General features: G+C 70.9%; 13 protein-coding genes. All 13 read right to left on the bottom strand.

The window, feature by feature from the left end; translation table 11 throughout:
• Window positions 1-48 precede the first annotated feature (48 nt).
• On the bottom strand, window positions 49-1,425 hold the full coding sequence (locus NZH93_RS31775; protein WP_259626947.1) for a hypothetical protein: 1,377 nt from the start codon (window positions 1,423-1,425) through the stop codon (window positions 49-51).
• 135 nt (window positions 1,426-1,560) lie between these two features.
• Window positions 1,561-2,763: a methionine adenosyltransferase gene (metK, locus tag NZH93_RS31770; RefSeq protein ID WP_259626946.1), complete on the bottom strand. Its 1,203-nt coding sequence runs from the start codon at window positions 2,761-2,763 to the stop codon at window positions 1,561-1,563.
• A 72-nt stretch (window positions 2,764-2,835) separates the two neighbouring features.
• On the bottom strand, window positions 2,836-4,080 hold the full coding sequence (gene coaBC / locus NZH93_RS31765) for a bifunctional phosphopantothenoylcysteine decarboxylase/phosphopantothenate--cysteine ligase CoaBC (protein WP_259626945.1): 1,245 nt from the start codon (window positions 4,078-4,080) through the stop codon (window positions 2,836-2,838).
• Window positions 4,077-4,355, bottom strand: a complete 279-nt coding sequence (gene rpoZ / locus NZH93_RS31760) for a DNA-directed RNA polymerase subunit omega (protein ID WP_106197044.1) — start codon at window positions 4,353-4,355, stop codon at window positions 4,077-4,079. The genes coaBC and rpoZ overlap by 4 nt, the downstream gene beginning before the upstream one ends.
• A 62-nt stretch (window positions 4,356-4,417) precedes the next feature.
• A complete protein-coding gene (gene gmk / locus NZH93_RS31755; RefSeq protein WP_259626944.1) occupies window positions 4,418-5,041 on the bottom strand; it encodes a guanylate kinase in 624 nt (207 codons plus the stop codon).
• On the bottom strand, window positions 5,038-5,355 hold the full coding sequence (mihF, locus tag NZH93_RS31750) for an integration host factor, actinobacterial type (RefSeq protein WP_106197042.1): 318 nt from the start codon (window positions 5,353-5,355) through the stop codon (window positions 5,038-5,040). The genes gmk and mihF overlap by 4 nt, the downstream gene beginning before the upstream one ends.
• 490 nt (window positions 5,356-5,845) lie before the next feature.
• Window positions 5,846-6,661: an orotidine-5'-phosphate decarboxylase gene (gene pyrF / locus NZH93_RS31745; RefSeq protein WP_259626943.1), complete on the bottom strand. Its 816-nt coding sequence runs from the start codon at window positions 6,659-6,661 to the stop codon at window positions 5,846-5,848.
• A complete protein-coding gene (carB, locus tag NZH93_RS31740) occupies window positions 6,658-9,996 on the bottom strand; it encodes a carbamoyl-phosphate synthase large subunit (protein WP_259626942.1) in 3,339 nt (1,112 codons plus the stop codon). The genes pyrF and carB overlap by 4 nt, the downstream gene beginning before the upstream one ends.
• On the bottom strand, window positions 9,996-11,108 hold the full coding sequence (carA, locus tag NZH93_RS31735) for a glutamine-hydrolyzing carbamoyl-phosphate synthase small subunit (RefSeq protein ID WP_259626941.1): 1,113 nt from the start codon (window positions 11,106-11,108) through the stop codon (window positions 9,996-9,998). The genes carB and carA overlap by 1 nt, the downstream gene beginning before the upstream one ends.
• Complete coding sequence (locus NZH93_RS31730; protein WP_259626940.1) at window positions 11,105-11,611, bottom strand: PH-like domain-containing protein; 507 nt, start codon at window positions 11,609-11,611, stop codon at window positions 11,105-11,107. Before NZH93_RS31730 ends, carA begins: the two co-directional genes overlap by 4 nt.
• Window positions 11,608-12,891 (bottom strand): dihydroorotase, encoded by a 1,284-nt coding sequence (locus NZH93_RS31725; protein ID WP_259626939.1) that lies wholly within the window; start codon window positions 12,889-12,891, stop codon window positions 11,608-11,610. Before NZH93_RS31725 ends, NZH93_RS31730 begins: the two co-directional genes overlap by 4 nt.
• Window positions 12,888-13,820, bottom strand: coding sequence for an aspartate carbamoyltransferase catalytic subunit (locus NZH93_RS31720; protein WP_259626938.1), 933 nt, complete (start codon window positions 13,818-13,820; stop codon window positions 12,888-12,890). The genes NZH93_RS31725 and NZH93_RS31720 overlap by 4 nt, the downstream gene beginning before the upstream one ends.
• On the bottom strand, window positions 13,817-14,389 hold the full coding sequence (pyrR, locus tag NZH93_RS31715; protein ID WP_259626937.1) for a bifunctional pyr operon transcriptional regulator/uracil phosphoribosyltransferase PyrR: 573 nt from the start codon (window positions 14,387-14,389) through the stop codon (window positions 13,817-13,819). The genes NZH93_RS31720 and pyrR overlap by 4 nt, the downstream gene beginning before the upstream one ends.
• Between the last annotated feature and the right edge of the window lie 155 nt (window positions 14,390-14,544).

Genomic DNA, 14,544 nt, shown 5'->3' with positions numbered 1-14,544 from the left:
CGGCTGCTCTTCCGGTGCCTGGCGCTGCCGGCCACGATCGGCGGCCCCTCACGTCGTCTTGCGGACCAGGCCGGTGAACCCCGCGACGAACAGCGTGGCGAACGCCCAGGCGAGGGCCTGGAGGAGCCAGGTGGTGATGACGACGAACTGGCCAAGGCCGGTGGTGGTGATGATCTGGCAGCGTTGCTGGGTGTCGGGTTTCACCAGTGGGGTGGCGGCGTTGAGGGCCAGGCCGATCTGCTCGACCGTCGAGCACGGGCCCGTGGTGGCCCTGGTGAGGCCGGACGGGCCCGCTACGGCGACCACCAGGACGATCGCCGCCGTCAGGGTGGCGGCCAGCCAGAGCAGGGCGATGGCCGGGCGGTAGCCGTAGCCGACGGTGGCGCCGGTGACGCGGTGCCAGAGCCTGCCCCAGCGGGTGAGGGTGCCGCGGCGGAGGAGGTCCTTCTGCTGGGCCACGCGGACGCGGCGGACGTCGCGTTCGTTGCCCGCCGCCTGGTGGGCCGCCGCCAGGTGCAGGTACGGCTGGCTGGCGTAGCGCCGGGTGCGGTGGGCCAGCAGGTCCAGCCACTCCGGCAGGGTGGCGTCGCGGGGTACGCCGACGTAGGTGAGGCCGTCGAGGTCGACCAGGCCCTCGGCGACGTCGGTGGCGAACAGGATCTCCATGCCCGCGCGGGTGTGCTTCAGGTCCAGGGCGATGGCGCCGGTGGCCTTCCCGCCGCGCAGGACCAACTGGCCGCCCAGGCGGGAGCCGCGGATGCGGACGGCCGCGAGGCCGGTGGAGTCGGTTCGGGCGTGGAAGCCGCGGCTCAGGAAGAGGTTGTCGTCGACCTGCATGTCGACGCCGAGGAAGGCGGCGTTGGTGGCGGAGTGGATGTGGGCGCCTTCGCCGCGGAGGTTGCCGCCGATGCGGGCGCCGTCGAGCCGGACCGTGCCCGAGGCGCGCAGGTCGGTCAGGAACACCTGGCTGCCGGTGCGGAGCTTGGGCGCGTGCAGGGCGTACTCGATACCGGTCAGGTGCGCGCCGCGCAGGCTGAGGTGGCTGCCGATCTGGGCTTCGGCCAGGTCGACGGCCCACTCGGCGGTGCCGCCGTCGAGCCGCACGTCCTGCATCAGCAGGTAGTGGTCCAGCCGCAGCCAGGCCGCGCTGACGGCGGGTGCGACCAGGCCGCTGAGGTCCACAGAGGACAGGTTGGCGCGATCCAGCAGCACAGGGCTGTCGGTGCGGCAGTCGAGCAGCACCAGCGGGCGCTTCGAGTGGATGTCGGCCAGGTCGAGGGCGCCCTCGACGCGCGCGTCGCGCAGTCGAATACCGCGCGGATCGAGGCGGTCCGCGATGAGCAGATCACGGATCGACGACGCGGCGATCGTCGCGCCTTTCAGGTCGACGAACTCGCCGTCGATGAGCCGTTGTTCAACCCCCATGGGACAAACCTATCGTCCCGCTGTCGAAATAGGACCGTGATTGGGCCGCGGGTCCGCACCCCACCAATGCCGTAGAAATGCGAAAAAGCACGGCGGCCGGGCCGCCGTGCTTTACGCACGAGTTAAACAGGAAAGTCAGGCGCCCGCGGCCGACCTCAGGGCGTCCGCGCGGTCGGTGTGCTCCCACGGCAGGTCGATGTCCGTGCGGCCGAAGTGACCATAGGCGGCGGTCGGCGCGTAGATCGGGCGCAGCAGGTCGAGGTCGCGGATGATCGCGGCGGGCCGCAGGTCGAAGACCTCGGCGATGGCCTGCTGGATCTTCAGCGGGTCGACCGTCTCCGTGCCGAATGTTTCGACGAACAGCCCGACAGGGGAAGCCTTGCCGATCGCGTAGGCGACCTGGACCTCGATGCGCGTCGCCAGGCCCGCGGCCACCGCGTTCTTGGCCACCCACCTCATCGCGTACGCCGCCGAACGGTCCACCTTGGACGGATCCTTGCCCGAGAACGCCCCGCCACCGTGCCGCGCCATGCCGCCGTAGGTGTCGACGATGATCTTGCGGCCGGTCAGGCCCGCGTCACCCATGGGGCCACCGATGACGAAGCGGCCGGTGGGGTTCACCAGCAGGCGCACGTTCGACGCGTCCAGGCCGAGCTCGGCGATCTCCGGGCCGACGACGTGCTCGCGGACGTCCACGCCCAGCAGCTTCTCCAGGTCGATGCCGTCCGCGTGCTGCGTCGACACGACCACGGTGTCCAGCCGCACGGGCTGGTCACCGGCGTACTCGATGGTGACCTGGGTCTTGCCGTCGGGACGCAGGTACGGGACCGAGCCGTCCTTCCGGACCGCGGTCAACCTGCGCGACAGCCGGTGCGCCAGCGCGATCGGGAGCGGCATCAGCTCCGGCGTGTCGGTGCACGCGTACCCGAACATCAGGCCCTGGTCACCGGCGCCTTGGCGGTCGATCTCGTCCGAGGAGTCGGAAACCCGCTCCTCGTACGCGGTGTCGACGCCCTGCGCGATGTCCGGCGACTGCGAGCCGATGGCGACGTTCACGCCGCACGAGTGCCCGTCGAAGCCCTTGGCCGACGAGTCGTAGCCGATCTCGAGGATCTTCTCGCGCACGATGGACGGGATGTCCGCGTACGCCTCGGTCGTCACCTCGCCCGCGACGTGGACCTGGCCCGTCGTCACCATCGTCTCCACGGCGACGCGGGAGCGCGGGTCCTTGCTGAGCAGTGCGTCCAGGATCGAGTCGCTGATCGCGTCGCAGATCTTGTCCGGATGCCCCTCGGTGACGGACTCACTGGTGAACAGCCTGCTCGCGTGCTGGCTCACGGCGCTACCTCAAACCTTCGATATCTGCGCATGGACGTGGTCAAGCTTAACGAGCGTTCGCGTACGACCGTGTCAAGGTTCGACGAGAACTCGGACCGCATCCCACAGAGTGGCACCGAGTTGCGCCTTCGAGCCGTGTGCGATACGGACCTCCGTACCGTCGGCCGACAGCAGCCAGCCCGCGTTGTCCTCGCCCTCGAACGCCCCGCCGTCGCCGACCGCGTTCACGACCAGGAGGTCGCAGCCCTTGCGCTTGAGCTTCGCGCGGCCGTAGTCGAGGACGCTCGTGCCCTCGTCGCCGGTCTCGGCGGCGAAACCCACCACGACCTGGCCCGGACGGCGGTGTTCGACCAGCTCGGCGAGGATGTCCGCGTTGCGGGTGAGCGCGACCGGCTCGGGGTCGCGGTCCGTCTTCTTGATCTTGTGGCCGGTCAGCGACACCGGCCGGAAGTCCGCCACGGCGGCGGCCATCACCAGCACGTCCGCGGTCTTCGCGACCTCGTGCATGGCGACCCGCAGCTCCTCGGCGGAACCGGCTCCCACCAGCTCGACGCCCGCGGGCGCGACCAGGTCGGCGGTGTGCGCCGAGACGAGCGTGACCCGTGCTCCGCGCTGGGCCGCGACCCTGGCCAGGGCGTAGCCCTGCCTGCCGGAGGAGCGGTTGCCCAGGAAGCGGACCGGGTCGAGCGGTTCACGGGTGCCGCCCGCCGACACGGCGACGTGCAGGCCTTCGAGGTCGCGGGGCAGGGCGTCGGACCTGGCGAGCAGGAGCTTCGTGAGCTCCACGATCTCGGACGGCTCGGGCAGCCTGCCCTTGCCGGTGTCCTTGCCGGTCAGCCTGCCGCTGGCGGGCTCGGCGACGACCACGCCACGCGAGCGCAGCAGCGCCACGTTCGCCCGCGTCGCGGGGTGCTCCCACATCTCGGTGTGCATCGCCGGGACCAGCAGCACCGGGCAGCGGGCCGTGAGCAGCGTGTTGGTCAGCAGGTCGTCCGCGAGGCCGTTCGCGGCCTTGGCGATCAGGTTCGCCGTCGCGGGCGCCACGACCACCAGGTCGGCGGTCTGGCCGAGCCGCACGTGCGGGACCTCGGGCACGTCCTCGAAGACCCCCGTGTGCACGGGCTGCCCCGAAAGTGCTTCGAAAGTTGCCGCGCCCACGAACCTCAGCGCCCCCTCCGTGGGGACGACCCGAACGGAGTGGCCGGACTCGGTCAGCCTCCGCAGCACCTCGCACGCCTTGTACGCGGCAATGCCCCCGCCGACCCCGAGGACGACTCGGGGACGAACAGGGGCATCCGGGTGGAGCTGGGACGTCACTCGCCCTCGGTGTGCTCGAGCAGACCCGCGTGGATCTCCCGCAGCGCGATGGAGAGGGGCTTCTCGCGCGGGCCGGGCTCGACGAGCGGGCCGACGTACTCGAGCAGGCCCTCGCCGAGCTGGGCGTAGTAGTCGTTGATCTGACGTGCGCGCTTCGCGGCGTAGATCACCAGCGCGTACTTCGAGCTGACCTGCTCGAGCAGGTCGTCGATGGGCGGGTTGGTGATGCCCTCGGGCGAACCCGTGAGCTGGCCCAGCTCGGTGTGCGTGGTCACTCGTCAACGCTCCTGCGGTTCGTGTATCGGCTGGGGTCGTCCCGCGCCACTCAAGATCACTCTCAGGGCCTCGGGGGCTCTTCGAACGCCTCGGGCTGCGGGCCGACCACCAAGTTTAGCAAATCGCGGGCCGCGGAGCGCACGTCGGCGTTCACGACGACCTCGTCGAACTCCTTCTCGGCCGCCATCTCGTCCCTGGCGATCTCCAGTCGGCGCTCGATCACGTCCGGGTCCTCGGTCCCCCGGCCCACCAGCCGGTCGACCAGGTGCTCCCACGACGGGGGCGCGAGCATCACCAGTTGGGCCTCCGGCATCGTGGCCCTGACCTGGCGCGCGCCCTGGAGTTCGATCTCCAGCAGCGACGGCGTCCCGGAGTCCAGGGCCAGCAGCACGGGGGCCTTGGGGGTGCCGTAGCGGTTGCCCGCGAACTCGGCGTGCTCCAGGAACTCGCCCGCGGCGACCATCCGCTCGAACTCGACGCGGTCGACGAAGTGGTAGTGCTGCCCGTCGACCTCGCCCGGCCTCGGCTTCCTGGTGGTCACCGAGACGCTGAAGTGCACGTTCACCGGTCCCTGTCGGCGCAGCTCGGCCAGCACGCTGGACTTGCCGACACCGGACGGACCGGAAAGTACGGTGAGGCGGGGCCGGGCAGATGAGCCCGACCCCGCCTCGGTGCCACTACTCACTCGCTGCTGAACTCGGCGAGCAGCGCCTTGCGCTGACGGTCGCCCAGGCCACGCAGACGACGGCTGGTAGCGATCTCAAGCCGCTCCATGATCTGCGCCGCGCGAACCTTGCCGACGCCCGGAAGAGCCTCGAGCAGAGCCGACACCTTCATCTTGCCCAGGATCTCGTCGCTCTCGGCGGCCTTGAGCACATCGGTCAGGTTCGTGCCGCCACGCTTGAGGCGCTCCTTGAGCTCAGCCCGAACGCGGCGAGCGGCAGCAGCCTTCTCCAGCGCTGCGGCCCGCTGCTCCTCGGTAAGCTGGGGAAGGGCCACGATATCCTCCGTGGTGTGGGAATTTAATTCTGGGATCTGTGCCGCGACCGTACCGACTGCAATTGCCTGGGTACAACGCGGGTCCGGAAGTTGATGGGTTTTGCTAAGACCCTTGCTTTCAACTTCGGCCCCAACCCAGTCAGGGTTGAGCTTTACAGCGATCAGTTGGTGCGCGGCGAGGGGTAGTAGTACCAACTCGCACCGGCGGTCCCGTCACCGCCTCCGGTAACGCAGTGGCCACGACCTGTGTGGTATGCGCCCCTCGGGCGATCGAGCTGCCGGTGGCGTGGACCGTACCAGGGAACGTTTGCCCAGGTGAGCGGACCTCGGCAAGCGTGTCGGAATCGGACATCCCCGCCTGGTGCCGGGCGACGGTCCGGAACGCCGTTTTCGTTGGCCGGGACCACCCCCGGCGCACCCCGTGGACGAGCAGGGCCGTCCCACGGGCGTTGAGCGCCCGCAGGACGGCCCTGGGGCCCGTTTCCGGGTCTCAGGCCACCTCGTCGCGCACGCGCAGCGCAGCGGCCCGCAGAGCGGCCACGTCGGGGCCGTGCCGCAGCACGTCCCGCGAGGACGAGGGCAGCACGCCGCGCAGCTCGGCCCCGAAGAGGCGGCGCAGGTCCGCCACGCCCGCCCCCTGCGCGCCGAAGCCCGGCGCCAGCACCGGACCGTTCAGCGCGGACAGGTCGACGTCGAGTTCCGCGAGCGTCGCGCCGATGACCAGTCCCACGTCGCCCAGCGGCTCGGCGCCCGCGTTGGCCGCGGCGGCGCTGTCCACGATCGACTGCGCCACCGTGCGCCCGTCGGGCAGGACCGCGTGCTGCACGGTCGATCCCTCCGGGTTGGACGTGCGGGCGAGCACGAACACGCCGCGCCCGTTGGCCCTCGCCGCCTCGATGGCCGGGTCGAGCGACCCGAAGCCGAGGAACGGCGAGACGGTGACGGCGTCGCCCGCGAGCGGCGCCCCCTCGGCCAGGTACGCCGCCGCGTAGGCGGCCATGGTCGAGCCGATGTCACCGCGCTTGGCGTCCACCAGCACGAGCGTGTCGGCGTCCCGGAGGCTCCCGACCACCCGCTCCAGCACCGCGACGCCCTTCGAGCCGTACGCCTCGAAGAACGCCGACTGCGGCTTCACCAGCGACACCTGCCCGGCGAACGCCTCGACGCAGGTGAGCGCGAACCGCTCCAGCCCGGACGCGTCCGCCGGGAGGCCCCAGTCCGCGAGCAGCCCCGGATGCGGGTCGATGCCCACGCACAGCGGGCCGCGCTCGGCGACCGCCTTCGCCAGCCTGGTCCCGAAGCTCACGCGCCCTCCCGCCCGGTGCCCGCGCCCTCAGGCAGGTCGTCCGCCTTCAGCGCCGCCTGGAGCGACTGGAGCGAGCGCACGCCGATGTCGCCGCGGATGGCCGCCTCGATGCCGTGCACGGCCGCCGCCGCGCCCTGGATCGTGGTGACGCAGGGGATGTCCTTCGCGACGGCCGCCGTGCGGATCTCGTACCCGTCCACGCGCGGCCCGCTGTTGCCGTAGGGAGTGTTGATGATCATGTCGACCTGGCCCGCGAGGATGATGTCCACGATGTTCTCGACGCCGTCGAAGTGCTTGCGCACCACCGTGCACGCGATCCCGTTGCGGCGCAGCACCTCCGCCGTCCCGGACGTCGCGAGCACCTCGAAGCCGAGGTCGGCGAGCCGCTTCACCGGGAAGATCATCGCGCGCTTGTCGCGGTTCGCGACGGACACGAAGACCTTGCCCGAGGTCGGCAGCGAGCCGTAGGACGCGGTCTGCGACTTGGCGAACGCCATGCCGAACGACACGTCGATCCCCATGACCTCGCCGGTCGACTTCATCTCCGGGCCGAGCAGCGAGTCGACGCCCTTGCCCTCGCGGGTGCGGAACCGGTGGAACGGCAGCACGGCTTCCTTGACCGACACCGGCGCGTGCGCGGGCAGCTTCGCCCCGTCGCCCGCGGCGGGCAGGATCCCCTCGGCGCGCAGCTCCTTGACGGTCGTGCCGAGCATGATCCGGGCGGCGGCCTTGGCCATCGACACGGCGGTCGCCTTGGACACGAACGGCACCGTGCGGGACGCGCGGGGGTTCGCCTCCAGGACGTAGAGGACGTCGTCCTTGAGCGCGTACTGGACGTTCAGGAGACCGCGCACGCCGATGCCCTTGGCGATGGCCTCGGTGGAGCGGCGGACGGCGTCGATGTCCGTTTCGCCGAGGGTGATGGGCGGCAGCGTGCAGGCGGAGTCGCCGGAGTGCACGCCCGCCTCCTCGATGTGCTCCATCACGCCGCCGATGAACACGTCGGTGCCGTCGTAGAGGGCGTCGACGTCGATCTCGATGGCGTCGTCCAGGAACCGGTCGACGAGCACCGGGTGCTCCGGGCTGACCTCGGTGGCGCGGGCGATGTAGCCGGCCAGCGACTCCTCGTCGTAGACGATCTCCATGCCGCGCCCGCCGAGCACGTACGACGGCCGCACGAGCACCGGGTAGCCGATCTCGTCGGCGATGGCCTTGGCCTCGTCGAACGACGTCGCCATGCCGTACTTCGGCGCGGGCAGCCCGGCGTCGGTGAGCAGCTTGCCGAACGCGCCGCGCTCCTCGGCCAGGTGGATCGCCTCGGGCGGCGTGCCCACGATCGGCACGCCCGCGTCCGCGAGGCGCTTCGCCAGTCCCAGCGGGGTCTGGCCGCCGAGCTGCACGATCACGCCCGCGACCGGGCCCGAGCGCTGCTCGGAGTGCACGACCTCGATGACGTCCTCGAACGTCAGCGGCTCGAAGTACAGCCGGTCCGAGGTGTCGTAGTCGGTGGAGACGGTCTCCGGGTTGCAGTTGACCATGACGGTCTCGAACCCGGCCGCGCGCAGCGCCATCGCGGCGTGCACGCAGGAGTAGTCGAACTCGATGCCCTGGCCGATGCGGTTGGGCCCGGAGCCGAGGATGAGGACCTTCTCGCGCTCGCGCTGCTCGGTCACCTCGGTCTCGGCGTTCGGGTCCAGCTCGTAGGCGCTGTAGTGGTAGGGCGTCTTGGCGGCGAACTCGGCCGCGCAGGTGTCCACCGTCTTGTAGACCGGCCGCACGCCCAGGCGGTGCCGCAGCGTCCGCACGCCGTCCTCACCGGCCAGTTCGGACCGCAGCACGGAGATCTGCCGGTCGGACAGCCCGGCCCGCTTCGCCTTGCGCAGCAGGGTCTCGTCCAGCACCGGCGCGGCCTCGATCTCGCCGCGCAGCTCGTTGAGCCAGGCGATCTGCTCGATGAACCACGGGTCGATGCCGGACGCCTCGTGCACCTGCTCGATCGTCGCGCCGAAGCGCAGCGCGCGGTCCACGGTGTACAGCCGACCGTCGTGGCCCGCGCCGAGCGCCTTCAGCAGGCCCTCCAGCGTCGTGCCCTCCGGGTCCGGCCGGGTCCAGAAGCCCGCGTCCTTGGTCTCCATGGAGCGCATGGCCTTGCCGAGGGCCTCGACGAAGTTGCGGCCCATGGACATGGCCTCGCCGACGCTCTTCATCGTCGTGGTGAGCGTGGGGTCGGCGCCGGGGAACTTCTCGAACGCGAACCGCGGGATCTTCACGACCACGTAGTCCAGCGTCGGCTCGAAGCTCGCCGGGGTCTCGCCGGTGATGTCGTTGCGGATCTCGTCGAGCGTGTAGCCGATCGCGAGCTTGGCGGCGATCTTGGCGATCGGGAAGCCGGTCGCCTTCGACGCCAGCGCGGACGACCGCGACACGCGCGGGTTCATCTCGATGACGACCATGCGGCCCGTCGACGGCTCGACGGCGAACTGGATGTTGCAGCCGCCGGTGTCGACGCCGACCTCGCGGATGACGTCGATGCCGACGTTCCGCATGTGCTGGAACTCGCGGTCGGTCAGCGTCATCGCGGGCGCGACGGTGACCGAGTCGCCGGTGTGCACGCCCATCGGGTCGATGTTCTCGATGGAGCAGACGACCACGACGTTGTCGTTGCGGTCGCGCATCAGCTCCAGCTCGTACTCCTTCCAGCCGAGCACGCTCTCCTCGATGAGCACCTCGGTGACCGGCGACTCCGCGAGGCCGGTCGCGGCGAGCCGCTCCAGCTCCTCGGGGGTGTGCGCCATGCCGGAACCGAGGCCGCCCATGGTGAACGACGGCCGGATGACGACCGGCAGACCGAGGTCCGCCACGGTCTCGCGGACCTCGTCCATCGACTTGCACACGGCGCTGCGCGGCACCTCGGCGCCGATCTTGCGGACCAGCTCCTTGAAGATCTGCCGGTCCTCGCCGCGGTTGATGGCGTCGATGTCCGCGCCGATCAGCTCGACGTTGTACTTCTCCAGCACGCCGCGCTCGTGCAGCGCGATGGCCGTGTTCAGCGCGGTCTGGCCGCCCAGCGTCGCCAGGATGGCGTCGGGGCGCTCGATCGCGATGACCTTCTCGACGAACTCGGCCGTGATCGGCTCGATGTAGGTCGCGTCGGCGAACTCGGGGTCGGTCATGATCGTGGCCGGGTTGGAGTTCACCAGGCTGACCCTGATGCCCTCCTCCCGCAGCACGCGGCAGGCCTGGGTGCCGGAGTAGTCGAACTCGCACGCCTGGCCGATGACGATCGGGCCGGACCCGATCACCAGGACGTGCTTGATGTCAGTGCGCTTGGGCATCAGCGGGCCTCGTTCATGAGATCGCAGAACTCGTCGAACAGCGGGGCGGCGTCGTGCGGTCCGGCCGCCGCCTCGGGGTGGTACTGCACGCTGAACGCGGGCACGTCGAGCGCGCGGACGCCCTCGATGGTGTCGTCGTTCGGGCAGTAGTGGCTCAGCACGGCGCGGCCGAAGTCCGAGGTGAACTCCTCGCCCGGCTCGCCCTCCAGCGCGAACCCGTGGTTCTGCGCGGTGATGGCGACCTTGCCCGTGCGCACGTCGATCACCGGGATGTTGATGCCGCGGTGGCCGTAGCGCATCTTGTAGGTGTCGCGGCCGAGCGCGCGGCCCAGGATCTGGTTGCCGAAGCAGATGCCGAACAGCGGGATCCGCCGCTCCAGCACCGACTTCGTCAGCTCGATCGCGTGCGTCTGGGTCGCCGGGTCGCCCGGACCGTTGGACAGGAAGACACCGTCGGCCTCGACCGCCAGCACGTCGTCCACGGTGGACGACAGCGGCAGCACGTGCACCTCGATGCCGCGCGCCGCCATCATCCTGGGTGTGTTCGACTTGATGCCGAGGTCCAGCGCGGCGACGCGGAAGCGGCGCTCGCCGACCGCCGGGACGACGTACGGGCTCGCCGTGGTGACGTCGCCCGCGAGGTCGGAGCCCTTCATCGGCGGGCTGTCCAGCACGCGGCCCACGAGGACCTCGTCGTCGGCCAGCGCGTCACCGGAGAAGACGCCCGCGCGCATCGCGCCCTGCTCGCGCAGGTGGCGGGTCAGCATCCGGGTGTCGACGCCCGCGATGCCCGCGACGCGCTGGCGGACCAGCTCCTCGTCGAGGCCGCGGACCGAGCGCCAGTTGGAGGGCACGCGGGAGGGGTCGCGCACGACGTAGCCGGCGACCCAGATGCGCGAGGACTCGTCGTCCTCGTCGTTCCAGCCGGTGTTGCCGATCTGCGGGGCCGTCTGCACCACGATCTGGCGGTGGTAGGAGGGGTCTGTCAGCGTCTCCTGGTAGCCGGTCATGCCGGTGGAGAACACGACCTCGCCCAGGCTCTCGCCCAGGGCGCCGTAGGACTCGCCGCGGAACACGCGGCCGTCTTCGAGGACTAGCGCTGCCTTCGTCACGTCGTAGAACCTCCCTTGGCCCCGCTGGTCTCCAGCGCGGCCAGCCACTCCTCGTACACGTCTTTGTCGTCGCCGCGGAAGCCGGTGTCCACGAGCTGCTCGCCCAGTCGCCACCGCACGACCAGCAGGCCGTCCTTGGTCATGACCTTGCCCGCGAGACCGCGGTCGGTGCGCGCGGACTCGATCGCCGCCGCCGGGATCCACAGCTCGGAGGCCCCGGTGCGCTCGACGCGCACGCCCTGGTCCGTCAGGCGCAGCACGGCCTCGGCGCGGTGGCCGATGTCGCCGACGGCGATCCGGTCCTGCCAGTTGTCGCCGATGGTCGTGCCGATGTACTGGCCCGTCGTCTCCAGCAGCACCGCGCCGGTGTCGGCGGGCACGGCCGGGAAGTCGGCGAGCACGGCGGCCTGGCGGCGAGCACGGCGCTGCCAGCCGTGCCACATGCCGTAGAGGCAGAGCGCGAAGAACGCCAGCACCGCCAGCGAGAGGAGAACCCTGGTCATGCCGGAATCCTCCCCGCCGTGACGCGTCCGCGCAGCAGGGTGGCCGTCACAACGCCCGGCAGCTCCATGCCCTCGAACGGGGTGTTGCCCGCGACGCTCGCCAACTCCGCGCCGCGCACGGTCCAGGTGGCGTCCGGGTCGACCAGCACCAGGTTCGCGGGCTCGCCGACCTCGATCGGACGGCCGTGGTCCGGCAGCCCGGCGATCTCGGCGGGCCGCTCGCTCATCACCCGCGCGACACCGCGCCAGTCCAGCAGGCCGGTCTTCACCATGGTCTCGACGACCACGGACAGCGCGGTCTGGAGCCCCAGCATGCCGGGACGGGCCGCGGCCCACTCGCAGTCCTTGTCCTGCACGGCGTGCGGGGCGTGGTCGGTCGCGACGCAGTCGATCACGCCGTCGGCCAGCGCCTGGCGCAGCGCCTGGACGTCGGTGCCGGTCCGCAGCGGCGGGTTGACCTTGTTGACCGGGTCGTAGGTGCTCAGCCGGTCGTCGGTCAGCAGCAGGTGGTGAGGCGTGACTTCGGCGGACACGTTCGTCCCCCTGGCCTTCGCCCACTTCAGCACGTCCGCCGTGCCCGTGGTGGACACGTGGCAGATGTGCAGCTTCGCCTCGGCGTGCAGCGCGAGCAGGCAGTCCCGCGCGACGATCGACTCCTCGGCGGCGGCGGGCCAGCCCTGGAGGCCCAGCCGGGCCGCCTGCTCACCCTCGTGCGCCTGGGCGCCGACGGTCAGCCGCGGTTCCTCGGCGTGCTGCGCGATGACCACGTCCAGCGCCTTGGAGTACTCCAGGGCCCGACGCATGATCAGCGGGTCGTGCACGCAGTGGCCGTCGTCGGAGAACACCCGGACGTTCGCGGCGGACTTGGCCATCGTGCCCAGTTCGGCCAGCTTCTCGCCCTTGAGGCCGACGGTGACCGCGCCGACCGGGTGCACGTCGACCAGGCCGACCTCGACGCCCCGGCGCCGCACGTGCTCCACGATCACCGCGTTGTCGGCGATCGGGTCGGTGTTGGCCATGGCGAACACGGCGGTGTAGCCCCCGAGCGCGGCGGCCTTCGAGCCGGTCTCGATGGTCTCGGTGTCCTCGCGGCCCGGCTCGCGCAGGTGCGTGTGCAGGTCGACGAAGCCGGGGAGCAGGACCGCACCCGAGCCCTCGACGACCTCCACGTCGTCCGCGGTGACGGACCCGATCTCGGCGATGACGCCGTCGCGGATCAGCACGTCGACCGGGTCGCCCTCGCCGTAGGGTCGAACTCCCTTGAGCAACAAGGGCCTCACGAATTCTCCTCCTCATGGGCAAGCAGGTGGTACAGGACCGCCATGCGCAGGTGGACGCCGTTGCGCACCTGGTCGGTGATGGCCGCGCGCGGGGAGTCGGCGACCGCCGAGGCGATCTCCATTCCGCGGAGCATCGGACCGGGGTGCAGCACGACGGCGTGCTCCGGCATGAGGCCGAGGCGGTTCTCGTTGAGCCCGTAGGCGATCGAGTACTCGCGGGCCGACGGGAAGAACCCGCCGTGCATCCGCTCGGCCTGCACGCGCAGCAGCATGACCGCGTCCAGGCTGGGCAGTTCCGCGTCGAGTTCGTGCGAGACGGTGACGGGCCAGTTCTGCACGCCCACCGGCAGGAGCGTCGGCGGGGCGACCAGCACCACGTCGGCGCCCAGCGCGGCGAGCAGGTGCACGTTCGACCGGACGACCCGGCTGTGCAGGACGTCGCCGACGATGGCGATCCGGCGGCCCTCGATCGAGCCGAGCCGCTCGCGCAGCGTCGCCGCGTCCAGCAGGGCCTGCGTCGGGTGCTCGTGCATCCCGTCGCCCGCGTTGACGACGGACGTCCCCGCCGCCGACAGCCAGCCCGCGAGCCGGTGCGCCGCGCCGGACGCGGGGTGCCGGACGATCACGCAGTCCGCGCCCGCCGCGGCCAGCGTGAGCGCGGTGTCGCGAAGGGACTCGCCCTTGCTCACGCTCGACCCGCCCGCGGACACGTTGATCACGTCCGCGCTCATCCACTTGCCCGCGATCTCGAACGAGACCCTGGTGCGCGTGGAGTTCTCGTAGAACAGGGTGATCACCGTGCGGCCGCGCAGCGTCGGGAGCTTGCGGACCTCCCGGCCGAGCAGCGCGCGCTTGAGGTTGTCCGCGGTGTCGAGGATCGACGTGGCGGCCGCGCGGTCGAGGTCCTCGGTGGACAGGAGGTGCTTCACTTCAGCACCACTCCGTCGCGCCCGTCGAACTCGTCCAGCAGGACGGCCACGTCCTCGGTGCGCGAAGTCGGCACGTTCTTGCCAACGTAGTCCGCGCGGATCGGCAGCTCCCGGTGCCCGCGGTCGACGAGCACCGCGAGTTGCACGGCACGCGGGCGGCCGTGGTCGCGCAGGGCGTCGAGGGCCGCGCGGATGGTGCGACCGGAGAAGAGGACGTCGTCCACGAGCACCACGAGGCGGTCGTCGATCCCCCCTTCGGGGAGTGACGTCGTCTCCAGCGGCCTGGTGGGACCTCTCCGCAGGTCATCGCGGTAGAGGGTCACGTCCAGCGTGCCCGTCGGCACCTCGACGCCGCTGAACTCCGCGATCTTGACGGCCAGTCGGCGAGCGAGTGGCGCTCCCCGACTCGGTATGCCCATCAGGACTACTGCGGGTGCGCTCGGTGCATCAAGAGCGGTCTTCTCGATGATCTGATGGGCCATTCGGGCGACAGTGCGTGCGACGTCACCAGCCGAGAGAAGCTCGCGCTCCCCGGCCGGATCCGTCGCACCACGTTGACGTGGCGCCACGGTTGGACCTCCTTCCCCGCCTCACAGGACGGGTCCTTAAAGGACGTCGGACACCCGGCTTCGACCGGGCTGACCTGCACGGTATCAGGCACGGGGCGCCCACCTGACGGGTGGTGTCGCGGCTCTCGCCCTCATGGACTGACGAGATCAGCTTG

This window comes from Umezawaea endophytica, from assembly GCF_025061645.1.
Lineage (GTDB): Bacteria > Actinomycetota > Actinomycetes > Mycobacteriales > Pseudonocardiaceae > Umezawaea > Umezawaea endophytica.
Note: the sequence above shows the minus strand (reverse complement) of the source record. Positions and strands in the feature narration are given on the sequence as shown.